18 protein-coding genes are annotated in these 21,765 nt (G+C 41.2%); 10 read left to right on the top strand and 8 right to left on the bottom strand.

Going from position 1 to position 21,765, the window contains the following annotated elements; all coding sequences use genetic code 11:
- Positions 1-9: 9 nt before the first annotated feature.
- Together VOI46_RS09750 and VOI46_RS09745 are read left to right on the top strand one after the other, a co-directional pair.
- Positions 10-1,425 carry an FAD-dependent oxidoreductase gene (locus VOI46_RS09750; RefSeq protein WP_004588108.1) on the top strand — a complete coding sequence of 472 codons (1,416 nt, stop codon included), beginning with the start codon at positions 10-12 and terminating at the stop codon, positions 1,423-1,425.
- A gap of 219 nt (positions 1,426-1,644) precedes the next feature.
- On the top strand, positions 1,645-2,664 hold the full coding sequence (locus VOI46_RS09745) for a GGDEF domain-containing protein (RefSeq protein ID WP_324737989.1): 1,020 nt from the start codon (positions 1,645-1,647) through the stop codon (positions 2,662-2,664).
- A gap of 12 nt (positions 2,665-2,676) precedes the next feature.
- Here the strand turns inward: VOI46_RS09745 and VOI46_RS09740 are convergent, their stop codons facing one another.
- From VOI46_RS09740 to nadK, 4 genes are all read right to left on the bottom strand, one after another.
- Positions 2,677-2,988 carry a hypothetical protein gene (locus VOI46_RS09740; RefSeq protein WP_004588106.1) on the bottom strand — a complete coding sequence of 104 codons (312 nt, stop codon included), beginning with the start codon at positions 2,986-2,988 and terminating at the stop codon, positions 2,677-2,679.
- Between the two features lie 37 nt (positions 2,989-3,025).
- The gene (gene recN / locus VOI46_RS09735) at positions 3,026-4,699 is read right to left on the bottom strand and encodes a DNA repair protein RecN (RefSeq protein ID WP_004588105.1); all 1,674 of its coding nucleotides are present in this window, start codon (positions 4,697-4,699) and stop codon (positions 3,026-3,028) included.
- Positions 4,700-4,774: 75 nt separating this feature from the next.
- Positions 4,775-5,341, bottom strand: a complete 567-nt coding sequence (locus VOI46_RS09730; protein WP_004588104.1) for a hypothetical protein — start codon at positions 5,339-5,341, stop codon at positions 4,775-4,777.
- Positions 5,342-5,416: 75 nt separating this feature from the next.
- On the bottom strand, positions 5,417-6,301 hold the full coding sequence (gene nadK / locus VOI46_RS09725) for an NAD(+) kinase (protein ID WP_004588103.1): 885 nt from the start codon (positions 6,299-6,301) through the stop codon (positions 5,417-5,419).
- A gap of 284 nt (positions 6,302-6,585) precedes the next feature.
- Between nadK and VOI46_RS09720 the strand changes: the two genes are divergently transcribed.
- Entirely contained in the window at positions 6,586-7,551 is a 966-nt protein-coding gene (locus VOI46_RS09720; protein ID WP_031289855.1) for an HrcA family transcriptional regulator, read from the top strand.
- Positions 7,552-7,609: 58 nt separating this feature from the next.
- Positions 7,610-8,224, top strand: a complete 615-nt coding sequence (gene grpE / locus VOI46_RS09715) for a nucleotide exchange factor GrpE (protein ID WP_004588101.1) — start codon at positions 7,610-7,612, stop codon at positions 8,222-8,224.
- A 28-nt stretch (positions 8,225-8,252) separates the two neighbouring features.
- Here the strand turns inward: grpE and VOI46_RS09710 are convergent, their stop codons facing one another.
- Positions 8,253-9,452 carry a Bcr/CflA family multidrug efflux MFS transporter gene (locus tag VOI46_RS09710; protein WP_004588100.1) on the bottom strand — a complete coding sequence of 400 codons (1,200 nt, stop codon included), beginning with the start codon at positions 9,450-9,452 and terminating at the stop codon, positions 8,253-8,255.
- A gap of 194 nt (positions 9,453-9,646) precedes the next feature.
- Between VOI46_RS09710 and VOI46_RS09705 the strand changes: the two genes are divergently transcribed.
- A complete protein-coding gene (locus tag VOI46_RS09705; RefSeq protein WP_004588099.1) occupies positions 9,647-10,444 on the top strand; it encodes a M48 family metallopeptidase in 798 nt (265 codons plus the stop codon).
- A gap of 72 nt (positions 10,445-10,516) precedes the next feature.
- Here VOI46_RS09705 and VOI46_RS09700 read toward each other — a convergent pair whose 3' ends face one another.
- The 3 genes from VOI46_RS09700 to VOI46_RS09690 all read right to left on the bottom strand — a co-directional run bounded on the left by VOI46_RS09700 (position 10,517) and on the right by VOI46_RS09690 (position 13,929).
- On the bottom strand, positions 10,517-11,530 hold the full coding sequence (locus VOI46_RS09700) for an alpha/beta hydrolase (protein WP_004588098.1): 1,014 nt from the start codon (positions 11,528-11,530) through the stop codon (positions 10,517-10,519).
- Positions 11,531-11,692: 162 nt separating this feature from the next.
- Entirely contained in the window at positions 11,693-12,481 is a 789-nt protein-coding gene (locus VOI46_RS09695; protein WP_004588097.1) for a hypothetical protein, read from the bottom strand.
- Between the two features lie 134 nt (positions 12,482-12,615).
- Positions 12,616-13,929 carry a Na+/H+ antiporter NhaC family protein gene (locus VOI46_RS09690; RefSeq protein ID WP_004588096.1) on the bottom strand — a complete coding sequence of 438 codons (1,314 nt, stop codon included), beginning with the start codon at positions 13,927-13,929 and terminating at the stop codon, positions 12,616-12,618.
- A gap of 339 nt (positions 13,930-14,268) precedes the next feature.
- On the opposite strand from VOI46_RS09690, the gene dapB reads away from it, so the two are divergent.
- The 5 genes from dapB (at position 14,269) to VOI46_RS09665 (ending at position 21,736) form a co-directional block, all read left to right on the top strand.
- The gene (gene dapB / locus VOI46_RS09685) at positions 14,269-15,066 is read left to right on the top strand and encodes a 4-hydroxy-tetrahydrodipicolinate reductase (RefSeq protein WP_004588095.1); all 798 of its coding nucleotides are present in this window, start codon (positions 14,269-14,271) and stop codon (positions 15,064-15,066) included.
- A gap of 364 nt (positions 15,067-15,430) precedes the next feature.
- Complete coding sequence (gene carA, locus VOI46_RS09680; protein ID WP_004588094.1) at positions 15,431-16,567, top strand: glutamine-hydrolyzing carbamoyl-phosphate synthase small subunit; 1,137 nt, start codon at positions 15,431-15,433, stop codon at positions 16,565-16,567.
- A 16-nt stretch (positions 16,568-16,583) separates the two neighbouring features.
- Positions 16,584-19,802 (top strand): carbamoyl-phosphate synthase large subunit, encoded by a 3,219-nt coding sequence (gene carB / locus VOI46_RS09675; protein ID WP_004588093.1) that lies wholly within the window; start codon positions 16,584-16,586, stop codon positions 19,800-19,802.
- Positions 19,803-19,848: 46 nt separating this feature from the next.
- Complete coding sequence (gene greA, locus VOI46_RS09670; RefSeq protein ID WP_004588092.1) at positions 19,849-20,325, top strand: transcription elongation factor GreA; 477 nt, start codon at positions 19,849-19,851, stop codon at positions 20,323-20,325.
- A 352-nt stretch (positions 20,326-20,677) separates the two neighbouring features.
- Positions 20,678-21,736: a S66 peptidase family protein gene (locus VOI46_RS09665; RefSeq protein WP_004588091.1), complete on the top strand. Its 1,059-nt coding sequence runs from the start codon at positions 20,678-20,680 to the stop codon at positions 21,734-21,736.
- The last annotated feature ends 29 nt before the right edge of the window (positions 21,737-21,765 follow it).

Raw genomic sequence — 21,765 nt, 5'->3', positions numbered from 1 at the left:
GGGGGCAGTATGAGCGAAAATGTATATCAATTTATAGACGTGCAGCGTGTTGATCCGCGCAAAAAACCAATCTCGTCGCGTAAAAAATCTTTCGTGGAAATTTACGAACCCTTTTCTGAGAATCAGGTAAATTCACAAGCTGACCGTTGTTTAGATTGTGGTAACCCTTACTGTGAATGGAAATGCCCAGTGCATAACTACATTCCACAATGGTTAAAACTAATTAGAACTGGCCGTATTTTAGAAGCGGCTGAGCTTTCTCATCGTACAAACAGTTTACCTGAAGTGTGTGGACGCGTTTGTCCACAAGACAGACTGTGTGAAGGTTCATGTACGCTTGATGAAGAGTTTGGCGCAGTAACGATAGGTAATATTGAAAAATACATTACCGATACCGCATTTAAAATGGGCTGGAAACCAGACATGTCATACGTGACATGGACGGATAAAAAAGTAGCTATTATTGGTGCGGGTCCGGCTGGTTTAGGGTGTGCAGATATTTTAGTGCGTAACGGTGTAAAGCCAGTGGTTTTTGACCGTCACCCAGAAATTGGCGGATTACTTACTTTTGGTATCCCTTCTTTCAAACTTGAAAAAGAAGTAATGCAAAAGCGCCGTGAAATTTTCACCGAAATGGGTGTGGAATTTAAGCTAAACGTTGAAGTGGGTGTAGATATCACTATGGACGAAATTTTAGCTGACTACGACGCGGTATTTTTAGGTGTAGGTACGTATCAGAGTATGCGTGCTGGTCTTGAAAACGAAGACGCGCCAGGCGTACACGACGCACTGCCATTTTTAATTGGTAACACAAATCGCGTTATGGGTTACGATGAAAAAAACCAAGCGTGCATTGATATGGCCAATCAAAAGGTTGTGGTACTTGGCGGTGGTGATACCGCGATGGACTGTGTGCGAACGTCTATTCGCCAAAATGCAGCTAAAGTAACTTGTGCTTATCGCCGTGATGAAGAAAATATGCCTGGCTCTAAGCGTGAAGTTAAAAACGCTAAAGAAGAAGGTGTAAACTTTACCTTTAATGTACAGCCAACGGGTATTGTACTTGACGATAATGGTCATGTTGCAGGCGTTAAAATGGTTAAAACGCAACTGGGTGAGCCTGATGAAAACGGCCGTAGCCGAGCAGAAGTTGTACCAGGCTCTGAGCACGTACTTGAGGCAGACCAGGTTATTATGGCGTTTGGCTTTAAACCACACAAAATGGACTGGTTAGAAAAGTATGATGTAGAAATTAACCACTGGGGCGGCATTAACGCACCAGAGCAAGGTGAATTTACTCATCAAACAACTAATCCGAAAATATTTGCAGGTGGCGATATAGTGCGAGGCTCTGATTTAGTGGTAACGGCTATTTTTGAAGGGCGTAACGCTGCTGAAGGTATTATGGATTATTTAGAGGTTTAATTATCTCGTTAAGTTTTAAATATAATAAAGGCAAGCCAACTGGCTTGCTTTTTTTGCTTTTTTTCAAATGAAAAAGTATTAAAAAATTGTCATTAACCAATAATTAACGTGTAAATCTTGCTTAAAGTACTATTTCAGTACAAACTTGCTGCTAACTTCTTTTTTTAAATCCTCGGAAAATGAGCTTTTAAAGCTCGCTTGCAAATAAAAAATAATAATATGAATGCATACTCAGACAACAGAGAAAGAAAGCTAATTGTTCGCTTTTTTTCGACCATCGGATTTATAGCTACCTTCGCTATGGCGTGTAATGCATTGTCTAATGCTGATGTAGTGCTTGGTATTATGCTGCTAGTTTCAGCTGGTTTTTATGCGTGGGCTTTTAGTCTTTACCGCGCAGTCGAAAAATCAGCGACCACCATTTTATATAACCTTTACTGTTTAATGCTGTACTTAGTGATCTCGGGCGGAGCTGAAGGTACTGGGCCAATTTGGATATTTATTGTATCACCGGTGACTTACTCTATTAGAGGCCTAAAAAAAGAAACATTTGATATTGTTGTTTTTTTATTTGCCGTGATCGCCGGCTTTATTATTACAGATAACTTTAATATTTATGATTATCAGCCTGAAGCACTTCCACTAAGGGTGGTCATTTCTTTTATTATTGTTGCTTTATTAAGTGGTTTTTATGAGCGCTCACGCGAAAAATACAATGAAAAAATAGTCGCGCTGAGTCAAAAAAATGAGCGCCTTGCCACAATAGATCACTTAACTGATTTACCTAACAGACGTTTTATGATGAAAGAACTTGCTGAGCTTAAACATCTTCATAAAAAAAATAAGCAGCCGTATGTAATTTTGCTAGCTGATGTTGATAATTTCAAAAACATTAATGATAACTACGGCCACGACTTTGGTGATGAAGCGTTAACCCAACTTGCCAATATTTTAAAAAAGAGCATGCCAAAGCAAGGTATTGCTTCTCGGTGGGGCGGTGAAGAGTTTTTAATTGCACTACCAAACAGCGACAAAGAGCAGGGGCAAAGTATTGCAGAAATAATTCATGCCGAATTACAAAAAAATCCAGTGCGCATGAATGGAAAATCGGTGGTATTAACTATTAGTATGGGGCTTGTGCAAAGCCAGTTAGATACAACCATAGCCCAAGACATAAAGCTTGCCGACGAGCGATTATACAAAGCAAAAGAGCAAGGTAAAAATAGAACTTGCTCTTAACGCTTGTGTTAGTTAATCCATAGAAAAACTATCAAGGTTGGGGCGGCTTTTACTTTTTCGCCGCTGTAAACTTAAATAGCACATTGCACTGCACAGTATCTGTGCTAATAAAAGTAACCATTGATTATTAGCCACTATGTTGCCAATAATAAACCACTGCCAAACACTCACCGTTACTTGATAAACCAATATAAGTTTTAAAAAGCTAAAGAGTTTTAGCTTAAATTCTGCGTGCTTAAACTTACTAAACCCAATAAGCAAAAAGCTCAAAACAACAAGTAGCCACCCAGTAACATGGCAAAAATTTATCAGCATGCTTTGCATTTAAAACGTCTCTCCACTGTTGTAGCAAAAGTATAACTTAGGCGTGCGCCATAATAAGCTCTTTAGCATTTGCTTTAGCGGTTTTACTTATATTATCGCCACCAAGTAAGCGTGCAATTTCATTAATACGGCCGTCTTTATTTAGGCTGAGCATTTGAGTAAAGGTCTCGCCTTGTGCTATTTCTTTTGCTACAAAAAACTGCTGATGCGCACTACTTGCAACCTGGGGTAAATGGGTTACACAAATAACCTGTGTTGATTTTCCTAGTTGGCGTAGTAACTTCCCTACAGAGGAGGCGGTAGGACCTGATATACCTACATCCACTTCGTCAAAAATAAGCGTTGGCGTTGTCACTTTTTGGGCAATGATCACCTGTATGGCAAGGCTAATACGCGACAGCTCACCACCCGAGGCAACTTTAGCTAAAGGTTGTAATGGCTGCCCAGGGTTAGTAGAGACCAAAAACGAGACGCTATCAAAACCTAATGCATTGGGTTGGCGCTCAGCTTCTTGGGTAAGCTGAATTTCAAAGACCCCATTTTCCATTGATAAATTAGCCATGCTTTCACTAATTAATTGATTTAATGTATTAGCATATTTATGGCGACTTTCGCTTAGCTGATCACTGGCGTGCTGGTATGCACTTAGCGCATTAGTTATTTCATCGTCTAATTGCGCCAAACGTGAGCTATTGTTACTAATTGATTCTAGCTCTTGTGTTAAACTTTGATGAAACTCAACCAGCTCTTGAGGCTTTATATGATGCTTACGGGCTAAGTCCATTGCGCCACTTAAGCGCGCTTCTACTTCTGTTAATCTAGCAGGGTCTAAGTCGGCCTGCTCTGCGTAGTTTCTTACTTCTCTGCTTGCTTCTTCAACTTGGACTGCGGCTTCATCTAATAATGCAGCTACACTTGCTAAGCTTTCGTCATAATTTGCAAGCTCGGCAAATTGCTGAGCGCTGTATTGCAGCATTGAACAGGCATTTTGCTCATCACTTTCGTATAAATGTTGAAGTTCGCGCTGGCAGGCTTCTAAAATGGTTTGGCTATTACTTAGCTTGTAATGTTCGGCTTCTATTTGTTCAAACTCGCCGTCTTGTAAGGCAAACTCATCTAATTCGGCAACTTGGTATTCGAGTAATTGTTTTTGAGCGGCTTGTTGTAATTGCTGTTGCTCAAGCTGTTTAAATTCTTTTTGCAGGTTTGCATATAATTTAAAGCTTTGGCTAACCGCTTTTACAAGCTGGTTGTGGCCTGCGTAGGCGTCAAGCAGTTGCAGCTGGTGTTCAGCTTTTAAAAGGTGTTGATGAGCGTGCTGTCCGTGTATAGAAATTAAATACTGTCCCAGCTCTTTAAGTTGAGCTGCTGTAACAGCGCTGCCATTTATATAGCTTTTGCTGCGGCCATTTTTACATACAACGCGTCTAAGTAGGCATTCGTTGTCGTTACTCGTTAGCATGTGTTGTTCTAAAAATGCTTTAGCAAGAGGAAGGGCAGTTAAATCAAACTGTGCGCACACTTCTGCTTTATCTGTGCCAGGGCGAACCGCCGACGCTTCAGCGCGCTCGCCTAAACACAGTGAAAGTGCATCAATGGCAATCGATTTACCCGCGCCGGTTTCACCCGTGATCGCCGTCATGCCGTTATGCCACTCAGTGCTTAAGTTACTTACAATTGCAAAATTTTTAATTTCTAAGCCAATTAACATACTGTTCATCCATCCAGTGAATTAACTGTTAATTTATACAGTGTTTAGGTTTTTTGCAAATTAATTTTTTACTTTTTAAGCAACGCTCGCATTTTGAGAAAACTGCCTATCTGAGTCAGTACTTTCATCAGAAGGGGTTTCGTCAGTATTTTCAAGGCTTTCGCTTGGGTTTACAGGTGTGTCAGTTTTAATTTGTACCATCAATGAGGGTAAAATTTCGTGATAAAACGCTTTATTATATAGTATGCCTTGTTGGGGTAACTCACTCACAAAGTACTGTATATTATCTTGTAGCGCTTGGGCGTTTTCACTTTGCAGTGCTTTTTGAAACTCAATCGAAAGCGTGCTCACTAAGCTGTCGCTAATATCTTCTAAATGTTGCAGGTTTTCATCAGTATGGGGCTGAACCACAAAAAAATTGGTCACAATTGCCTGTATTTGCGCTACATACTTAGGTCTTATTATTTTAGCTTCTAATAAGCTATTAAGCTTGGCTTTTAGGCGAGTGCTTACTTGGGCAACACGTTCGTTAAATTGTTTTTTCTTGGTTTCTAACGCTTTTTTTCTATTGTTTTCAACTCTAATATAAGCGCCAAGCAAAGTGATAAGTAATAACAAAGCAAAGATAACAACATAAGTCATTGCTAGATATTCCTAGTTTGATTAATTTTTATTTGTCTTGTATTTTGCGCTAAAGCACTACGCTTGGCAATAAAATTAGTATAAACGGCTGCCCCAATTAAGTTTAGTACGTAAAACGTTGTAGTAAGAGTAGTTTTTTGGGTGAATTAAGCGCAGTTTTCTGTCGGCTTTTTTAATAACCACTTCATCGCCGGGTAAAACGGCAAGCACTACATGGCTGTCGCAACTGACTTGTAAGCTGTCGGTGTTCTCAAGGCTTAACTTTAAGCGTACTTCGTTATCGGCATCAACCACTAAGGGTCTACTTGATAATGTATGCGGAAACATAGGCACTAACGAAATTGCATTAAGCTCAGGTGTTAAAATGGGCCCGCCACCCGATAAAGAATAAGCTGTAGAGCCTGTAGGGGTTGAAACAATTAAACCATCAGAGCGCTGAGAAAACACAAAGTCGTTATTAATAAAAGCTTCAAACTCAATCATGTGGGCAACTTTGTCGGCGTGTAGCACCGCTTCGTTAACGGCTGAATTCGCACTTTTAAGTTCGTTATGGCGATATACTTCTACCTCGAGCAAAAAGCGTTTTTCTTCTAAATATTCGCCGCTTAACACTTGCTCTAGGCTACCTTCAAAGCCCTCTGGGTTTAAGTCGGTTAAAAACCCTAAATTACCTCTGTTTACGCCTATTACAGCTACATCAAAGCGTGCCAGTACGCGAGCAGCACCAAGCATATTGCCATCACCCCCTACAACAATAGCAAGGTCGGCTTGTTCGCCTAAGCTAACAAGGTCAACTTGATGAGTATCAGGGACATCCGATAACTGCCCACCGGTGCGCTTTTCTACAATCACGGTAAAGCCAAGAGCCGATAAAAAAGTATGTAAACGCTGTAACGTAGCCGCAGCTTTAGGGTGGTTTGGTTTACCTATAAGGCCAATAGTTTTAAACGGTGAGTGCATAACGGCTGCAATAAAAAGTAATAATATTTTTGTAGGGTAACTCAAAACAGAAGTGTTTGAAAACACAGATTTACCAATATGATAATGATTCAATTACGCCTGTATATTGCCAAGCTCACCTAAGAGCTGATTATTGGCTCAACAGATTAAATTACCCCTTTAATTTTTATATTTAATGCTTAAAAATAGTTGCAGCAGTGTTTTATTGTAATGCATGCAACAACATATTCACTTAAAGCGTGCTTTAGGCTTGAATTTGTTTTAACTGCCCCGATATCTCTTTCATGCAACAAGATGTAGATAACATGAATATAAACCCGCGAGATCAACAAATTTTTTCAGCAGTGATGAGCCTTTATTGTAATGGTGAAGGGTTACCCGTTCCATCAACAAAAATAGCGAAGCAAAAAGGCATGGCGGTTTGTTCTGCCACGGTACGAAATGCTATGGCGCGACTTGAAAAAGTAGGCTTGTTATATTCCCCTCATACATCGGCAGGGCGTGTGCCTACAAACCAAGGGTTTGATTATTGGTTTGATGAGTTTTTTCCGTTAGCTGAAATTGCTAATTATTGGCAGCCAAAACAAGCACAACTTGTGGAGCTGGCCCATGGATTAAGTAAAAAGTATCAAGTATGTTGTTGTGTAGGCTTACCCCAAGCAAGCTCACAACAAGTGTTTAGAGTAGAAGTGCTTGAGTTTGATTCTAACGATTGGCTTGTACTGCTAATAGATAGAGCAGGGCAAAGCCACAATATTTGTATCAACAAACCTGATGATTCCTCAGATGCCGTGCGTTATCAATTTGCAACTTGGTTAAACACAGTATTTAGCCAACAAACCTTAATGGAAGGTTTGTACAGAATGCAAGCAATGGCAAACACCGCACCGCGTAATTGCCATGACTCACTGACACAGTGGACGCGCCAGCTTAGTCATAAGCTTGGATCAGATAACAGTATTGTAGTAGGCGAAAACTATTTATATAAAAAGGTCGATTGCGAGCAAAGCTTAAATATTGGCGTTTCATTTTTAAATTTTGTCGAAGATAAACTCGCATTTAAAAACGGTGTATCAGTTTTAAACACTGAAAACTTACCGTTTACAGAGTGCAATGAGCTGATAGTAATTAGTGTGCCGTACTTTCAAAATCAAGAGTATCAAAGCCGTTTTTGCGTAATTTGCCCTAAATCGGCGCAAATTGAACAATTAATCCAAGAATTTAAATTATTAGAGCCATCTAACTCTTGAATCTTTTTATTCAATCCCCATAATTACCGCAGTTGTAAAGAATTGGAGCACGTATTTTATGTCTGAGCAGACACAAAACCCAGAGCAAGAAGTAGAACTAAACGAAGAAGTAGCTCAAATGGAAGCTGATGTTGAAGCTGCAGTAGAAGCCGCAGAGCAACACGAAGCAGACCAAGAGCAAAGCCCTGAAGCTGAAATTGCAATGCTATACGCAGAGCTTGAAGCTGCTAAGCAAACCATTGCGGATCAAAAAGACAGCGTTGTACGCGCCGCCGCAGATGTAGATAACATTCGTCGTCGTGCTGCACAAGATGTAGAAAAAGCACATAAATTTGCACTGGAAAAGTTTGCTAACGAATTACTTCCAGTAATCGATAACCTAGAGCGCGCTATTGAGTTTTCTGATAAAGAAAACGAAACCTTAAAGCCATTGCTTGAAGGTATTGATATGACAGTTAAAAGCTTTAACGATGCGGTTGCAAAGTTTGGCGTTGAAATTGTTAACCCACAAGGTGAGCAATTTAATCCAGAATTCCACCAAGCAATGTCTATCCAACCAAGTAACGATGTTTCACCAAACACGGTACTTGCAGTAATGCAAAAAGGATACACATTAAATGGTCGTTTATTACGCCCTGCAATGGTTATGGTATCTAAAGCAGCAGACTCTTAATTAGTCACTGTTTATAAAAAATGCCTCATTATGAGGCATTTTTTTTGTCTATTTTATAGTGGATTAACTGCACCAGCATAGTTAATAGCACGGCGCTAAACATTAAGCTTGAAAACGGCACAGCACTTTTAGCATGCACCACTGCAAGCAATGGACCAACGAGCGCGCCACTGCCAAAGCGCAGCGTTCCAATAACAGCGGTGGCGGTACCGGTGTTTTTTTCAAATTTCATTAATATTAATGAATCAGCATTGCTTGCTGTTACCCCTAGGCTCATCATTAAAGGCGCAATGGCCGCTACAATGTAATATAAAGAAAGCTGCAACAAGCTAAACGTAAGCAGTGCCAGCCCAGAGGCAAAGCCACATACAAGCCCTATGTACAGCATTTTTCGAGAGCCAATTCTTGGTACAATTCGGGTATTTAAAAAGTTACCACACATAAGTGCCATGACATTAAATGCGAATAAAATACCAAATAATTGCTCAGATACATTATATAAATCTAAGTATACAAAAGGCACTGAGGTTAAAAAGCAAAAAAAGCCAAACGAGACAAACATAGAGCTTAATATGTCTGCACGTGCATCTTTATTACTAAGTACCGTTTTATAGCTGTCGAAAAACAAGGCTAGGCCTTTTTTCTCATTTTTATGAATAGGGATATCAATTAAATACACTTGTACAAACGCTAAAATTAAAAAGCTATAGGCAGCAAGAACCAAAAATATGGTTGACCATACCGAAAACCCTAAAATAAACGACCCCACAGAGGGGGCAACTAAGGGCGCTACCATCATAATCATAGATACATACGACATGCCCTTAGCGGTGTTTTTTTGATAAATATGCCTAATTACGCCAGGCACAACCACCGTCGCTGCCGCGCCGGTGAATGCTTGCACGGCTCTAAGTACCCAAAAGCTGTGTATTTCGGTGGTAAAAGCTAGCGCAAATGAGCTTGCACCAAATAAGGTTAAGCCAATACGGGCTAGTTTTCGTCGTCCGAGTTGATCGGCAATAGGGCCAAAAAATAACATGCCTAGCGAGTAGCCAGCCAAATAAATACTTAGCGAAATTTGTACATTTGGCATAGTGGTTTGTAAATCGTTCGCAATAACCAACATGGCCGGTAAGTACATGTCTATAGCCAGCGGCGTAATAGCAACAATACTGGCTAACAAGGGTAACAAAATTCGGGTATTAAAAGACGAGGCCGAGGCGTCCATGTAGTCACTCAACATTCACTAAAAACAAGGCTTATAGTGTAACAGGGCTATGCAAGGGTATAAACTTAGTTTGTCTGGCAAGGTCATTTATTTATTAAAAATAAAAAGCGGCGTAATAAAGAGCAAAGATTCTAAACTGGCACCGTGTTTGCTATTCTACAACTAATAAAAATTAAAGACTTGAAGGAAACACCATGAAAAAGCTAGCCCTTGCCTTACTCGCAACTGCAGTTTTAGCCGGCTGTAAAACATCGCCTACGGGGCGTACTCAAATTGCGCTGTATTCAGATCAACAAATGAGTGAAATGGGCACCGCAAGTTTTGCTCAAATGAAGGAATCACAGCCAATCAATAAAGATGCAAAAACCAATGCGTATGTAAATTGTATTGCTGAAAAGGTCGTGGCTGTTTTACCAAAAGAATACGCCTCACAAAATTGGGAAGTCGTGGTATTTGAAGATGAGTCGGCAAATGCTTTTGCATTACCTGGTGGCTACATAGGTGTTCATACGGGGTTATTAAAAATAGCCACCAATCAAGATCAGCTTGCAACCGTACTAGGGCACGAAGTGGGCCACGTTATAGCAGAGCATTCAAATGAGCGTGTATCGCAAAGCTCAATTTTAGATACTGGTATGCAATTAGGCAGCGCAGCGCTTGAAATGGGCAACGTACAATACCGCAACGAAATTATGCAAGGTTTAGGCTTAGGGGCGCAGTACGGCGTAGTTTTACCGTTTAGCCGTTCACACGAATCAGAGGCCGATACCATTGGCTTAGATTTAATGGCGCAGGCTGGCTTTAACCCACAAGAGTCGGTAACGCTTTGGCAAAATATGAGCGCAGCAGGCAGTGGTAGCACACCTGAGTTTTTATCTACTCACCCTGCACCGAGCAATCGAATTAATAATTTACAAGCACAAATGAGCGAAGCACTTAGCGAGCAAAGTACGGCTAAATCGCAGGGTAAAAACCCGCAATGTACGCTGTAAATTAGTTTTTATATAAAAAGCCCCTCTAAGCGGTTTACTTACAGGGGCTTTATTTTATTAAGTATCAAGCTATTACTCACTTAGTGCTTGTTTAAACACTGCCTTAAATCGCTCAAAATCTTCTACTTGCGGTAAATGACCTAAATTATCAAGTTCAAACAGTTGCGCATCAGGAATAAGCGCAGCAGCGTGTTTTCCTAATTTGTCGTAACGCCCCAGCTGATAATCTATCCCGTCTTTTTTCCAGTTTCGGCCAGGGCCTGTTCTGTCACGCGTACCAATAATTAATTTAACGGGGACGGTTAAGTCTTTAAATTCAGTGATCACCGGTTGGGTAAAAATCATATCGTAGGTTTTAGCGTTAACCCAAGCAATTTGCTCTTTATCTGGGCCTTGTATTTGCCCTGTAATAAAGTCGGTTAATGCTGAATACTGAGCATTCCATTGGCCATCGTAATAGTTTTTTTGCTGGTACTTTTTAACACCCTCGGGCGTTTTGTTAAGCTCATTTTTATAAAAAAAGTTGGTGTCTTTGTATTTTACATAGTGTAAGTAGTTTTCAAGCCCTATTGGATTAAGCAAAATCAGTTTAGTGGTCGTATCTGGGTACATTAATGCAAAACGGCTCGCTAGCATTCCCCCCATAGAGTGGCCAACAACAATCGACTTTTCAAGATTTAGCGAGTCCATTAATGCATGTGTATGATGCGCAAGCGCCGCAAATGAATATTGATAGTTAGTGGGCTTTGAAGACTTACCAAAACCAATTTGATCGGGGATCAGCACCCCAAACCCAAGCGACTGTAAGTAACGGGCTGTGGGGCTCCAGTAGTCGGCATTAAAGTTTTTACCGTGCATTAGCGTCACTGTTGGCATATTTTTTTGTGTGGGTTTTAAATAAATATACGCCATTTTTAGCGATTGCTTTTGTGATGCAATATCAAAATAATTTACTTTAAAATCATACTGGTAATTTGTTAAAAGTGCATCGTAAAAGAGGGTTTTAGAGGGTTCTGTACTACTGGAAAATGCATTATTAGTAAAGGCTAATAATGCAGACAAACAAATAACTTTAATCGCTGGCATTTCCTTACTCCTATTAAAGGCAAGCACACGGCTTTAATTAAAGTAAGACAATAACTAAGTATTAAAGGCTGTTCAATTAAATAGTTTTCATGGTAAAAAAAAGAGCACTGTTTAAGTGCTCCGTTTAAAAGTAATGTTGACTCTGTTTTACACTGTATGGGCTTAAAAAGTCCACTCAACGTGTATTTGTGGAACCGATTCAGTGACCTCAGTGCCTAGCTTGTTATGCCAGTATTGCAGTTCCATACCCAGTAATAGGGTGTTTTCTTTCATTTCTAACGCGTGGCCCATATCCCATACTAAAATAGGCTGTGCAAGTATCCACGCTTCTACGTCGTTACCAAACTCATCTTCGCGCTCTGCAATGTACTCAGCGTGTCCTTTAAAGCTAAATTTTTGCGAGCCTACGGTAAACGGGTATTCAAAGGCTACATCAAACATCCAGCTATTAGTTTCAATAGGGGCACCGCCTTTTGCTACGCCTTCACTGTCATCAATATAGGCAGTGACAAGTGTTTGAAAAAAGTTGAACCCAGGTACATCCCAGCTTAATTTAACACCCGGTAGGTATTTCATCATTTTGGCATCGCCGGCAACGTTAATTCCGCCAGTAAGGCCTACATCTAATAATGCACCAGCGCCAATTTTCTCACCGCTAATAGCCGATAAGCTTAGCGTTGAATACCATTCGCCGTAAAAGTCGCTATCTTGGTAGCCGTCGGTTGTATCGTCTTTGCTGTAATCAATAAAGAAAAAGTTATCACCGTAATCATAGCCCGATGCATGTTGCAGCGAGTAAACAGTAGTGTCTGATTCTTGCTTAGTAAATGGGTTTTTTTGGTCGCCATTATTAACATGTAATGCGGTACTGCTCCAATTAGCAGCAAGGGCAGAAGATGATAAAGCGATTGACGTAAGGGTAACGAGGGGAAGTAATTTTTTAAATTTCATAATCTGTATTTAACTATAATTTTAGTGACACGCGAAAGCGCGCATTATAGCACAAGGTATTGATATGTAGATTATTATTTTAACATATGTTGCAGCTTATTTATTAAGCTGCAACATAAGATTTTGCACAAAATTTAGGCTTTATTGCGGCGCAAACAAATAACGGCAATGGCAGTAAAAGCTAAAATAAAGCAATAGTAAGATGACGTTGATACTTCCCACGGGCTAATTTTAAACGTAGCACCTAACAGTAATGCTTGAGCACCATAGGGCAGTGAGCCTTGCGTAACACAAGCAAAAATATCAAGTAAACTTGCAGAGCGTTTACCACTTATTTCGCCATCATCAGCAAGTTTTTTAGCAATAGGGCCTGCAACAATAATGGATACCGTGTTATTGGCTATACACACGTTACTGGTTAATACCAACGCAGCTATACCAAGCTGATCAGCTACTTTGCGGTGCCATTTGGCAATCACTTTTGTAATGGCTTGAATTTTTTGTGCCAGAAAATCAAGGCCGCCGTTAATACGAATGAATTCAGATAAGCCACCAATAAACATAGAAAGTAAAAATATTTCCTGCATATCGGTAAAGCCTTTGTAAATATCTTTTACAAAGCTTGCGCCTTCGTAGCTGCCGGTAAAGCCCATTAGCGCAGCAAATACAATACCGCTAAATAGCACCACAAACACGTTCATACCGGCAACAGCCAATACTAAAATAAAGGCATAAGGCAGCACTAATAATAAATCAAAATCTTTAGTTTCTACTGCTTGTGGAGCAGGTGTTAAATAAAGCAGCAAAGCAATGGTTAATACGGCAGCAGGAACCGCTATTTTTAAGTTTTCTTTAAACTTGTCTTTCATTTCACAGCCTTGCGTACGCGTTGCCGCAATGGTTGTGTCTGAAATAATAGAAAGGTTATCACCAAACATTGCGCCCGATACTATAGTACCGGCCATTAGTGCAGGGTCGATACCTGTTTTAACGGATACCGCATAGGCAATTGGCCCTATAGCACCAATGGTACCCATTGATGTACCCATTGCAGTAGAGACAACCGCAGCAATTAAAAATAGCCCTGGTAATAACAGCGACGGGGGAATAAGTGACAAGCCAGCGTTTACAACCGCATCCACACCACCGGTGGCACTTGCTACTGCCGAAAATGCACCGGCAAGTAAGTAAATTAAACACATGGTAATAATGTTGTTGTGTCCTGCGCCTTTAATAAAGGTTTCAACACATTGGTTTACAGTGCCTTTGTTTAAAATAAAGGCAAGCATAATAGCGGGTAGTATAGCAACCGGAGCTGGGAGCTGGTAAAAAGCGTAATCAACCCCTTGCGATTGTAAATATAAACCTGAGCCTAAAAAAAGGGCTACAAAGGTAAGAAGGGGAAGCAAAGATAGAATTGCTTTGTTTTTATTAAATGTTGGCTGCATTGTATTCCTCATAACCAGTTAATATAACCACAGCCAAAACTCCTCTTTTAGCTGAATTTAGTAGATCACTCTTTAATAAAAAAGTAGATGACCACAGCGCCCGCAAGCCAAAGACCAAATCGACGCGAAAGAGAAGTTTAAATGTATAGATGGCTAAAGTAAACTGGTATTGTTATTATTATTTAATTAAGGGCTTACCTGACTATTGCACGACTTTTAGATAATATCTACCGGTGTGCGATTATATGCGGCTAATAATTGCTCAAAGCAAGTTTAGGGCGGCAAATTAGTCAGGGTACGAAACAACAGATCCAACTAAATCAGATTAAGGCAATAACAATGAATCGAATAGGTGTTTTTGGTGCTAACGGCAGAATGGGCTTAGCCCTATTAGAAGCCGCGACAATTAAAGAGCAAACACAACTTGGTGGTGCGTATGTTCGCAGCAGCTCATCGTTATTGGGTATTAATGTAAATCAAGTAAACAGTGCAGCCGACAAAGCCATTAGCTTTAGCGACGAGAGCAAGGTTGCTGATGTTGATGTACTTATCGACTTTACGTTACCAGCAGGTATGCGCAATCACTTAAAAACAGCGCTCGATAAAAAACTGCCTATGGTTATAGGCACCACAGGTTTAACTAGCGAAGACATGGCATTATTAGAAAATGCTGCTAAACATATTCCTATTGTGTTTGCGCGTAACTACAGCGTTGGCGTTAATGTGCTACTTAACCTAGTGCAAACAGCGGCCACTAAGTTTGGTGACGACCTAGATATAGAAGTTTTTGAAGCGCATCATCGTCATAAAATAGATGCGCCCTCGGGCACAGCATTAGCCATTGGTGAATCTATTGCACAGGCTAAAGGGTGGGATCACGATGAAGTAGCGGTATACGACCGCAGCCAAGTAGAAACCGCAAAATCACAAAATGAAATTGGCTATTCAGTACTAAGAGGCGGGGACATAGTAGGTGAACACACCGCCTATTTCGCAACTATGGGCGAAAGGCTTGAATTAACCCACAAAGCAAGTTCGCGAATGACCTTTGCATTAGGAGCTATAAGGGCTGCGCAGTGGTTACAAAATAAACCAGTAGGACTTTATGATATGCAAGATGTGCTAGATCTGAAGTAGTTTAGTTACTTTTTTAGCTGTTTGGGTCTATTTTTGCCTAAAGCGACTTATTTGTAGTATTTATCTAAATAACGTTAGACCTAAATAGCATCTTCATGTAGAATGCAGCCAATTTGCCAAAAATTACTAAATGCGTGTTTCCAATTATACCCAAGTGGCTAGTAAAACCAGGGGTTTCAGTGGGAATGAAAAGAGTTTTAGGCAAGAAAAATGATTGAAGGTTTAGCGTTTTATATCGGCATCATTTAAGACTGCGTAAAACAATTTAAGCTCACAAAAAAATCTGGTTTTGACGATCCCTCTGGGTATTGGCGGGGTGTTAAGCATTTGCTTACTCCCGTTTTTTACTGTTAGGAGGTTTAACTTGACTAAATCCGCTCTGTTAGTCCTAGAAGACGGCACAGTGTTTCGCGGTACTGCAATCGGCGCTGACGGCATGTCAGTCGGTGAAGTAGTATTCAATACGTCTATGACTGGTTATCAAGAAATTTTGACTGATCCATCATACGCGGAACAAATCGTAACTTTGACGTACCCACATATCGGCAATACGGGTACCAACAGCGAAGACGAAGAAGCGAATCAAATTTGGGCTAAAGGCCTAGTGATCCGTGATTTGCCACTGCTAGCAAGTAACTTTCGTAACGAGCAATCGTTAGATGATTACTTAAAACAACGTAATATTTTAGGTATTGCGGACATCGACACCAGAAAGCTTACCCGTATTTTGCGCGATAAAGGCGCACAAAACGGCTGTATTATTGCAGGTGACGAGTTAGACGAAAACAAAGCGTTACAAGCCGCGCAAACCTTCCCAGGTTTAAAAGGTATGGATTTAGCAAAAGTTGTCTCAACCAAGGAAAATTTTGAGTGGCGCGAATCAAGCTGGACATTAGGCCAAGGATTTAAAACCCTTAGCAGCGATGATGAAAAGTTTCATGTAGTAGCCTACGACTTCGGTGTTAAACGTAATATTTTACGTATGCTAGTTGATCGCGGTTGTAAATTAACCGTTGTACCAGCGCAAACCTCAGCCGCCGATGTACTTGCTTTAAACCCAGATGGTATCTTCTTATCTAATGGTCCTGGCGATCCAGAGCCATGTACTTACGCTATTGATGCAATTAAAACCTTTTTAGAAACCGACACACCAATTTTTGGTATTTGTTTAGGGCATCAATTATTAGCACTGGCCTCAGGTGCTAAAACAGTAAAAATGAAATTTGGCCACCACGGTGGTAACCACCCAGTAAAAGACTTAGACCGCGATGTAGTAATGATCACTGCACAAAACCACGGTTTTGCTGCCGATGAAGACACACTACCAAGTAACTTACGTGCCACGCACAAATCGTTATTTGATGGAACACTACAAGGTATTCATCGTACTGATAAGCCAGCGTTTAGCTTCCAAGGTCACCCAGAAGCAAGCCCAGGCCCGCACGATGCAGCCCCATTATTTGACCACTTCATCGACCTGATGCAAGCGCGTAATAACTAATTTAACTGGAGTAATAATGCCAAAACGTACCGATTTAAAAAGCATTCTTATCTTAGGCGCAGGCCCAATTGTAATTGGTCAAGCTTGTGAATTTGATTACTCTGGTGCTCAAGCGTGTAAAGCACTTAGAGAAGAAGGCTTTAGAGTTATATTAGTTAACTCAAACCCAGCGACTATCATGACTGACCCAGAAATGGCCGATGCAACGTACATCGAACCTATTCATTGGGAAGTGGTAGAAAAAATTATTGAAAAAGAAAAGCCAGATGCAGTACTACCAACAATGGGTGGTCAAACGGCATTAAACTGTGCACTTGATTTAGATAAGCACGGCGTACTGGCTAAACACGGCGTTGAGTTAATTGGCGCAACCGCCGATGCAATCGACAAAGCAGAGAACCGTGAACGCTTTGACGTAGCCATGAAAAACATTGGCCTTGAATGTCCACGTGCTGAAATTGCTCACTCTATGGATGAAGCACACGATACGCTAACACGTATTGGTTTTCCGTGTATTATTCGTCCTTCTTTCACTATGGGTGGCACCGGTGGCGGTGTGGCTTACAACATGGAAGAATTTAACGAAATCTGTGAGCGCGGCCTAGATTTATCACCAACAAGTGAGTTGTTGATTGATGAATCACTGATTGGCTGGAAAGAATATGAAATGGAAGTTGTTCGCGACAAAAAAGACAACTGTATCATTGTATGTTCTATCGAAAACTTTGACCCAATGGGTGTACACACTGGTGATTCAATCACCGTTGCACCAGCACAAACCCTAACCGACAAAGAATACCAATTAATGCGTAATGCCTCTATGGCGGTACTGCGTGAAATTGGTGTTGAAACCGGTGGTTCAAACGTACAGTTTGGTGTAAACCCTGATGATGGCCGTATGGTTATCATTGAGATGAACCCACGTGTATCTCGCTCATCAGCACTGGCATCTAAAGCAACGGGTTTCCCTATTGCTAAAATTGCCGCTAAGTTAGCAATTGGTTACACGTTAGATGAACTTCAAAACGACATTACGGGTGGCAAAACACCAGCGTCATTTGAGCCATCAATCGACTACGTAGTAACAAAAATTCCTCGCTTTAACTTTGAAAAATTTGCCGGCGCGAACGACCGCTTAACAACGCAAATGAAATCAGTAGGCGAAGTAATGGCGATTGGTCGTAACCAGCAAGAATCGTTACACAAAGCATTACGCGGTCTTGAAGTAGGCGCAACGGGCTTTAACCCAATTGTGGCACTTGATGACCCAAAAGCGCGCGAAAAAATCATCCGTGAACTACGCGAGCCAGGCGCTGAGCGTATTTGGTACATTGCCGATGCAATGCGCCACGGTATGAGCGTAGAAGAAGTATTTGAACTTACCAAAGTTGACCCTTGGTACTTAGTACAAATAGAAGACATTTTAAAAGACGAAGCTAAAATTGCTGAAGGTGGCATGGCCGGCTTAAATGCAGAGTTTTTACGTAAACTTAAGCGTAAAGGCTTCGCCGACCCACGTATTGCTGAAATTGCTGGTGTATCTGAAGCCGAAATTCGCAAAAAGCGTCATCAGTTAAATATTGTACCTGTGTACAAGCGTGTTGATACCTGTGCTGCTGAATTTAGCTCAGACACAGCTTACATGTACTCAACGTACGATGAAGAGTGTGAAGCTAACCCGTCAGACAAAGACAAAATCATGGTTATTGGCGGCGGTCCTAACCGTATCGGCCAAGGCATTGAGTTTGACTACTGTTGTGTTCACGCAGCCCTTGCGCTACGCGAAGACGGCTATGAGACCATCATGGTTAACTGTAACCCTGAAACGGTTTCTACCGATTACGATACCTCTGACCGTCTATTCTTTGAACCAATTACACTTGAAGACGTATTAGAAATTGTACGTGTTGAAAAACCAAAAGGTGTGATTGTACAGTACGGTGGCCAAACACCACTTAAACTAGCACGTGAACTTGAAGCGAATGGTGTGCCAGTAATTGGTACTTCACCAGATGCGATTGACCGCGCAGAAGACCGTGAGCGTTTCCAACAGTTAGTAGAGCGTCTTGATTTACTACAACCAGAAAACGCAACAGTTACATCAACTGAAGAAGCATTACTTAAATCAGGTGAAATTGGCTTCCCACTGGTTGTGCGTCCATCGTACGTACTGGGTGGCCGTGCAATGGAAATTGTTTACGATGAGCAAGACTTACGTCGTTACATGACCGAAGCGGTACAAGCTTCAAATGAAGCGCCGGTACTACTTGATCACTTCTTAGATAACGCAATCGAAGTGGACGTTGATGCAATTTGTGACGGCGAGCAAGTAATTATTGGCGGCATAATGGAGCACATTGAGCAAGCGGGTGTTCACTCGGGTGACTCAGCGTGTTCATTGCCTGCACACTCTTTATCACAAGAAGTGCAAGATGTTATGCGCAAACAAGTAACCGATATGGCACTTGAGCTTGGCGTAGTGGGCTTAATGAATACACAATTTGCTGTAAAAGATAGCAAAGTGTACTTAATTGAAGTGAATCCACGTGCGGCGCGTACTGTACCGTTTGTATCTAAAGCGACCGGTATTGCACTTGCAAAAGTAGCCGCGCGTTGTATGGCGGGACAGTCTTTAGCAAGTCAAGGCATCACTAAAGAAGTCATTCCACCGTATTACAGCGTTAAAGAAGTTGTTTTACCGTTTGCTAAGTTCCAAGGTGTGGATCCTATCCGTGGCCCAGAGATGCGCTCTACAGGTGAAGTGATGGGTGTTGGCGATACTTTCGCCGAAGCGTTCGCAAAAGCACAATTAGGTGCAAGCAACACTTTACCACGCGGTGGTCGCGCGTTACTATCTGTACGTAACAGCGATAAGTCTCGTGTTGTAGAACTTGCTAAAACCATGAGAGATCTTGGTTTTGAAATTGATGCAACAGGTGGCACAGCAGAGGCTTTAAAAGAGGCCGGTATTGAAGTACGCCGTGTAAACAAAGTATATGAAGGCCGCCCGCATATTCTTGATAACATCAAGAATAAAGAGTACAGCTATATCGTAAATACCACCGAAGGTCGCCAAGCGATCGAAGATTCGAAGGTGTTGCGTCGTGGTGCATTGCAAAACAAAACCAACTACACGACAACCTTGAACGCGGCATTTGCTAACTGTACTGCTAACCAAGCGGACGACCGTAGTAAAGTGACGTCAGTTCAAGAGCTACACCAGCGATTGAACTAAGGAAATGTACCAAGGCCACTAGGCCTTGGTGTTAAGTGAGAAAAGTATGCAATCAATTCCGATGACAGTTCGTGGCGCAGAGTTACTGCGCGAAGAGCTTAACGAATTAAAAACAGTTACCCGTCCTAAAATCGTAAATGATATTGCGATTGCACGTGAACATGGTGACTTAAAAGAAAACGCTGAATACCACGCTGCGCGTGAGCAACAGGGTTTTTGTGAAGGCCGTATTCAAGAAATTGAAGCTAAGCTTTCAAATGTGCAAATTATTGACGTAACTAAAATGCCTAATACAGGTAAAGTTATTTTTGGTACTACTGTCACTATTGTAAATGTAGAAACAGATGCCGAAGTAACCTACCGTATTGTGGGTGATGACGAAGCAGATATTAAAAATAACTTAATTTCTGTTAACTCACCGATTGCGCGCGGTTTAATTGGTAAACAAACAGATGATGCTGTGACCATTAAAACGCCTAAAGGCGACGTTGAGTACGAAATCATTGACGTTGAGTATCTTTAATATTTAGCTCACAGTAATGTACAAGCAAAAACCGATGCAATTGCATCGGTTTTTTTATGCCTAAAAACTAGCTAATAGCAACTTACCCTCATAACCGCATATATAACACCAACCCTCAAAATAGACAGCTGAGTTAAACCGATTGGCATAATTGGATTGCTAAAAAAGCGCGTGCCATTACCCGTTAAAAAATTTATAAATAAAATGGTGACTGCATAAGTGCTAAACACACTCTACGCTTATTCATATTGCATAAAGAGTGTGCGTGTTGATATAGGTACATTCATATAGGTAATGTGTAAATGCATAACGGCTTTTACACAGTGGAATCACTTTATTAAAAGGAACATTCATGGCTAATATACTTTATCCAGCGCCTTTAAAAGTAGGCTCTAAAATTGCTATTTGCTCGCTTTCGTCGGGCTTAAAAGAAAAATACCATGCACGATTAGATAGAGTGATAGACGGTTTAAAACACCGTGGTTACGAGGTAGTAGAAGGGGAGTTTTTACGCCAAAATAAACCCCGCGATGAATTAGATGCAAAAGCGCATGCCAAGCAATTAATGGGCTTTTTGCTAGACGATGAGGTTGCCGCCATTATGCCACCAATGGGCGGAGAGCTGGCAATGGAAATTTTGCCACTACTGGATTTTAACGCCATAAAAGAGGCCAAACCTAAATGGCTGGTGGGTTTTTCTGATGTGAGCACAATTGCCTGTGCACTTACGGCTAAGTGCCAATGGGCAACACTTCATAGTGCCAACCTAATGCAGCTCCACCCTGATGAAACAAACCCCTACAGCTTACAAATTTTTGAAACCATTACCTACGAGTCGGGAAGTAAATTTGAGCAAGGGCCTTCTGCTTATTATCAAAAAAATAAACCCAATTACGCACAAAACCCCGATGAGCTGCTAGCGCCAAGCGAGCCTACCCAGTGGCAGTGCCTAAATTACACTGATGAGCGCACAATAGAGATATCTGGGCGCTTATTTGGCGGCTGCCTTGATACGGTAGGGTTATTGCTGGACTCGCCATTTTTAGCATTGCATGACTTTAAAAAACACAGTGCGAACGAAGGGCTAATTTTATACCTAGAAAATTCAGAGCTTACCCCTACCACCGTGGCTCGATTTTTACTGTCGCTCAAACTTGCCGGTGTATTTGATGATATTAACGGCCTTATTTTAGGGCGCAGTGAAATAACACAAAGTCATCACGATGCATTTGATTACCGCCATGCGCTAGATGTGGCATTGGGTGGGTGTTTATTCCCGGTAATAATAGACGCTGATATTGGCCATGTGCAGCCAAATTTAAACTTAGTTAATGGCGCAAAATGCTCACTCACGGCCGATATTAACCAAGGTAAAGTACTCAATGCCTCACTAAATACTGAGCTTATTTAACGTTTATTTTTGAATAACGTATAAATACA

This window comes from Pseudoalteromonas sp. CuT4-3, from assembly GCF_035666335.1.
Classification (GTDB): domain Bacteria; phylum Pseudomonadota; class Gammaproteobacteria; order Enterobacterales; family Alteromonadaceae; genus Pseudoalteromonas; species Pseudoalteromonas atlantica.
Note: the sequence above shows the minus strand (reverse complement) of the source record. Positions and strands in the feature narration are given on the sequence as shown.

Coding starts and splice junctions, on each gene's coding strand:
- VOI46_RS09750 (WP_004588108.1), top strand. CDS start 10: ATGAGCGAAAATGTATATCAATTTATAGACGTGCAGCGTGTTGATCCG.
- VOI46_RS09745 (WP_324737989.1), top strand. CDS start 1,645: ATGAATGCATACTCAGACAACAGAGAAAGAAAGCTAATTGTTCGCTTT.
- VOI46_RS09740 (WP_004588106.1), bottom strand. CDS start 2,988: ATGCAAAGCATGCTGATAAATTTTTGCCATGTTACTGGGTGGCTACTT.
- recN (WP_004588105.1), bottom strand. CDS start 4,699: ATGTTAATTGGCTTAGAAATTAAAAATTTTGCAATTGTAAGTAACTTA.
- VOI46_RS09730 (WP_004588104.1), bottom strand. CDS start 5,341: ATGACTTATGTTGTTATCTTTGCTTTGTTATTACTTATCACTTTGCTT.
- nadK (WP_004588103.1), bottom strand. CDS start 6,301: ATGCACTCACCGTTTAAAACTATTGGCCTTATAGGTAAACCAAACCAC.
- VOI46_RS09720 (WP_031289855.1), top strand. CDS start 6,586: ATGCAACAAGATGTAGATAACATGAATATAAACCCGCGAGATCAACAA.
- grpE (WP_004588101.1), top strand. CDS start 7,610: ATGTCTGAGCAGACACAAAACCCAGAGCAAGAAGTAGAACTAAACGAA.
- VOI46_RS09710 (WP_004588100.1), bottom strand. CDS start 9,452: ATGGACGCCTCGGCCTCGTCTTTTAATACCCGAATTTTGTTACCCTTG.
- VOI46_RS09705 (WP_004588099.1), top strand. CDS start 9,647: ATGAAAAAGCTAGCCCTTGCCTTACTCGCAACTGCAGTTTTAGCCGGC.
- VOI46_RS09700 (WP_004588098.1), bottom strand. CDS start 11,530: ATGCCAGCGATTAAAGTTATTTGTTTGTCTGCATTATTAGCCTTTACT.
- VOI46_RS09695 (WP_004588097.1), bottom strand. CDS start 12,481: ATGAAATTTAAAAAATTACTTCCCCTCGTTACCCTTACGTCAATCGCT.
- VOI46_RS09690 (WP_004588096.1), bottom strand. CDS start 13,929: ATGCAGCCAACATTTAATAAAAACAAAGCAATTCTATCTTTGCTTCCC.
- dapB (WP_004588095.1), top strand. CDS start 14,269: ATGAATCGAATAGGTGTTTTTGGTGCTAACGGCAGAATGGGCTTAGCC.
- carB (WP_004588093.1), top strand. CDS start 16,584: ATGCCAAAACGTACCGATTTAAAAAGCATTCTTATCTTAGGCGCAGGC.
- greA (WP_004588092.1), top strand. CDS start 19,849: ATGCAATCAATTCCGATGACAGTTCGTGGCGCAGAGTTACTGCGCGAA.
- VOI46_RS09665 (WP_004588091.1), top strand. CDS start 20,678: ATGGCTAATATACTTTATCCAGCGCCTTTAAAAGTAGGCTCTAAAATT.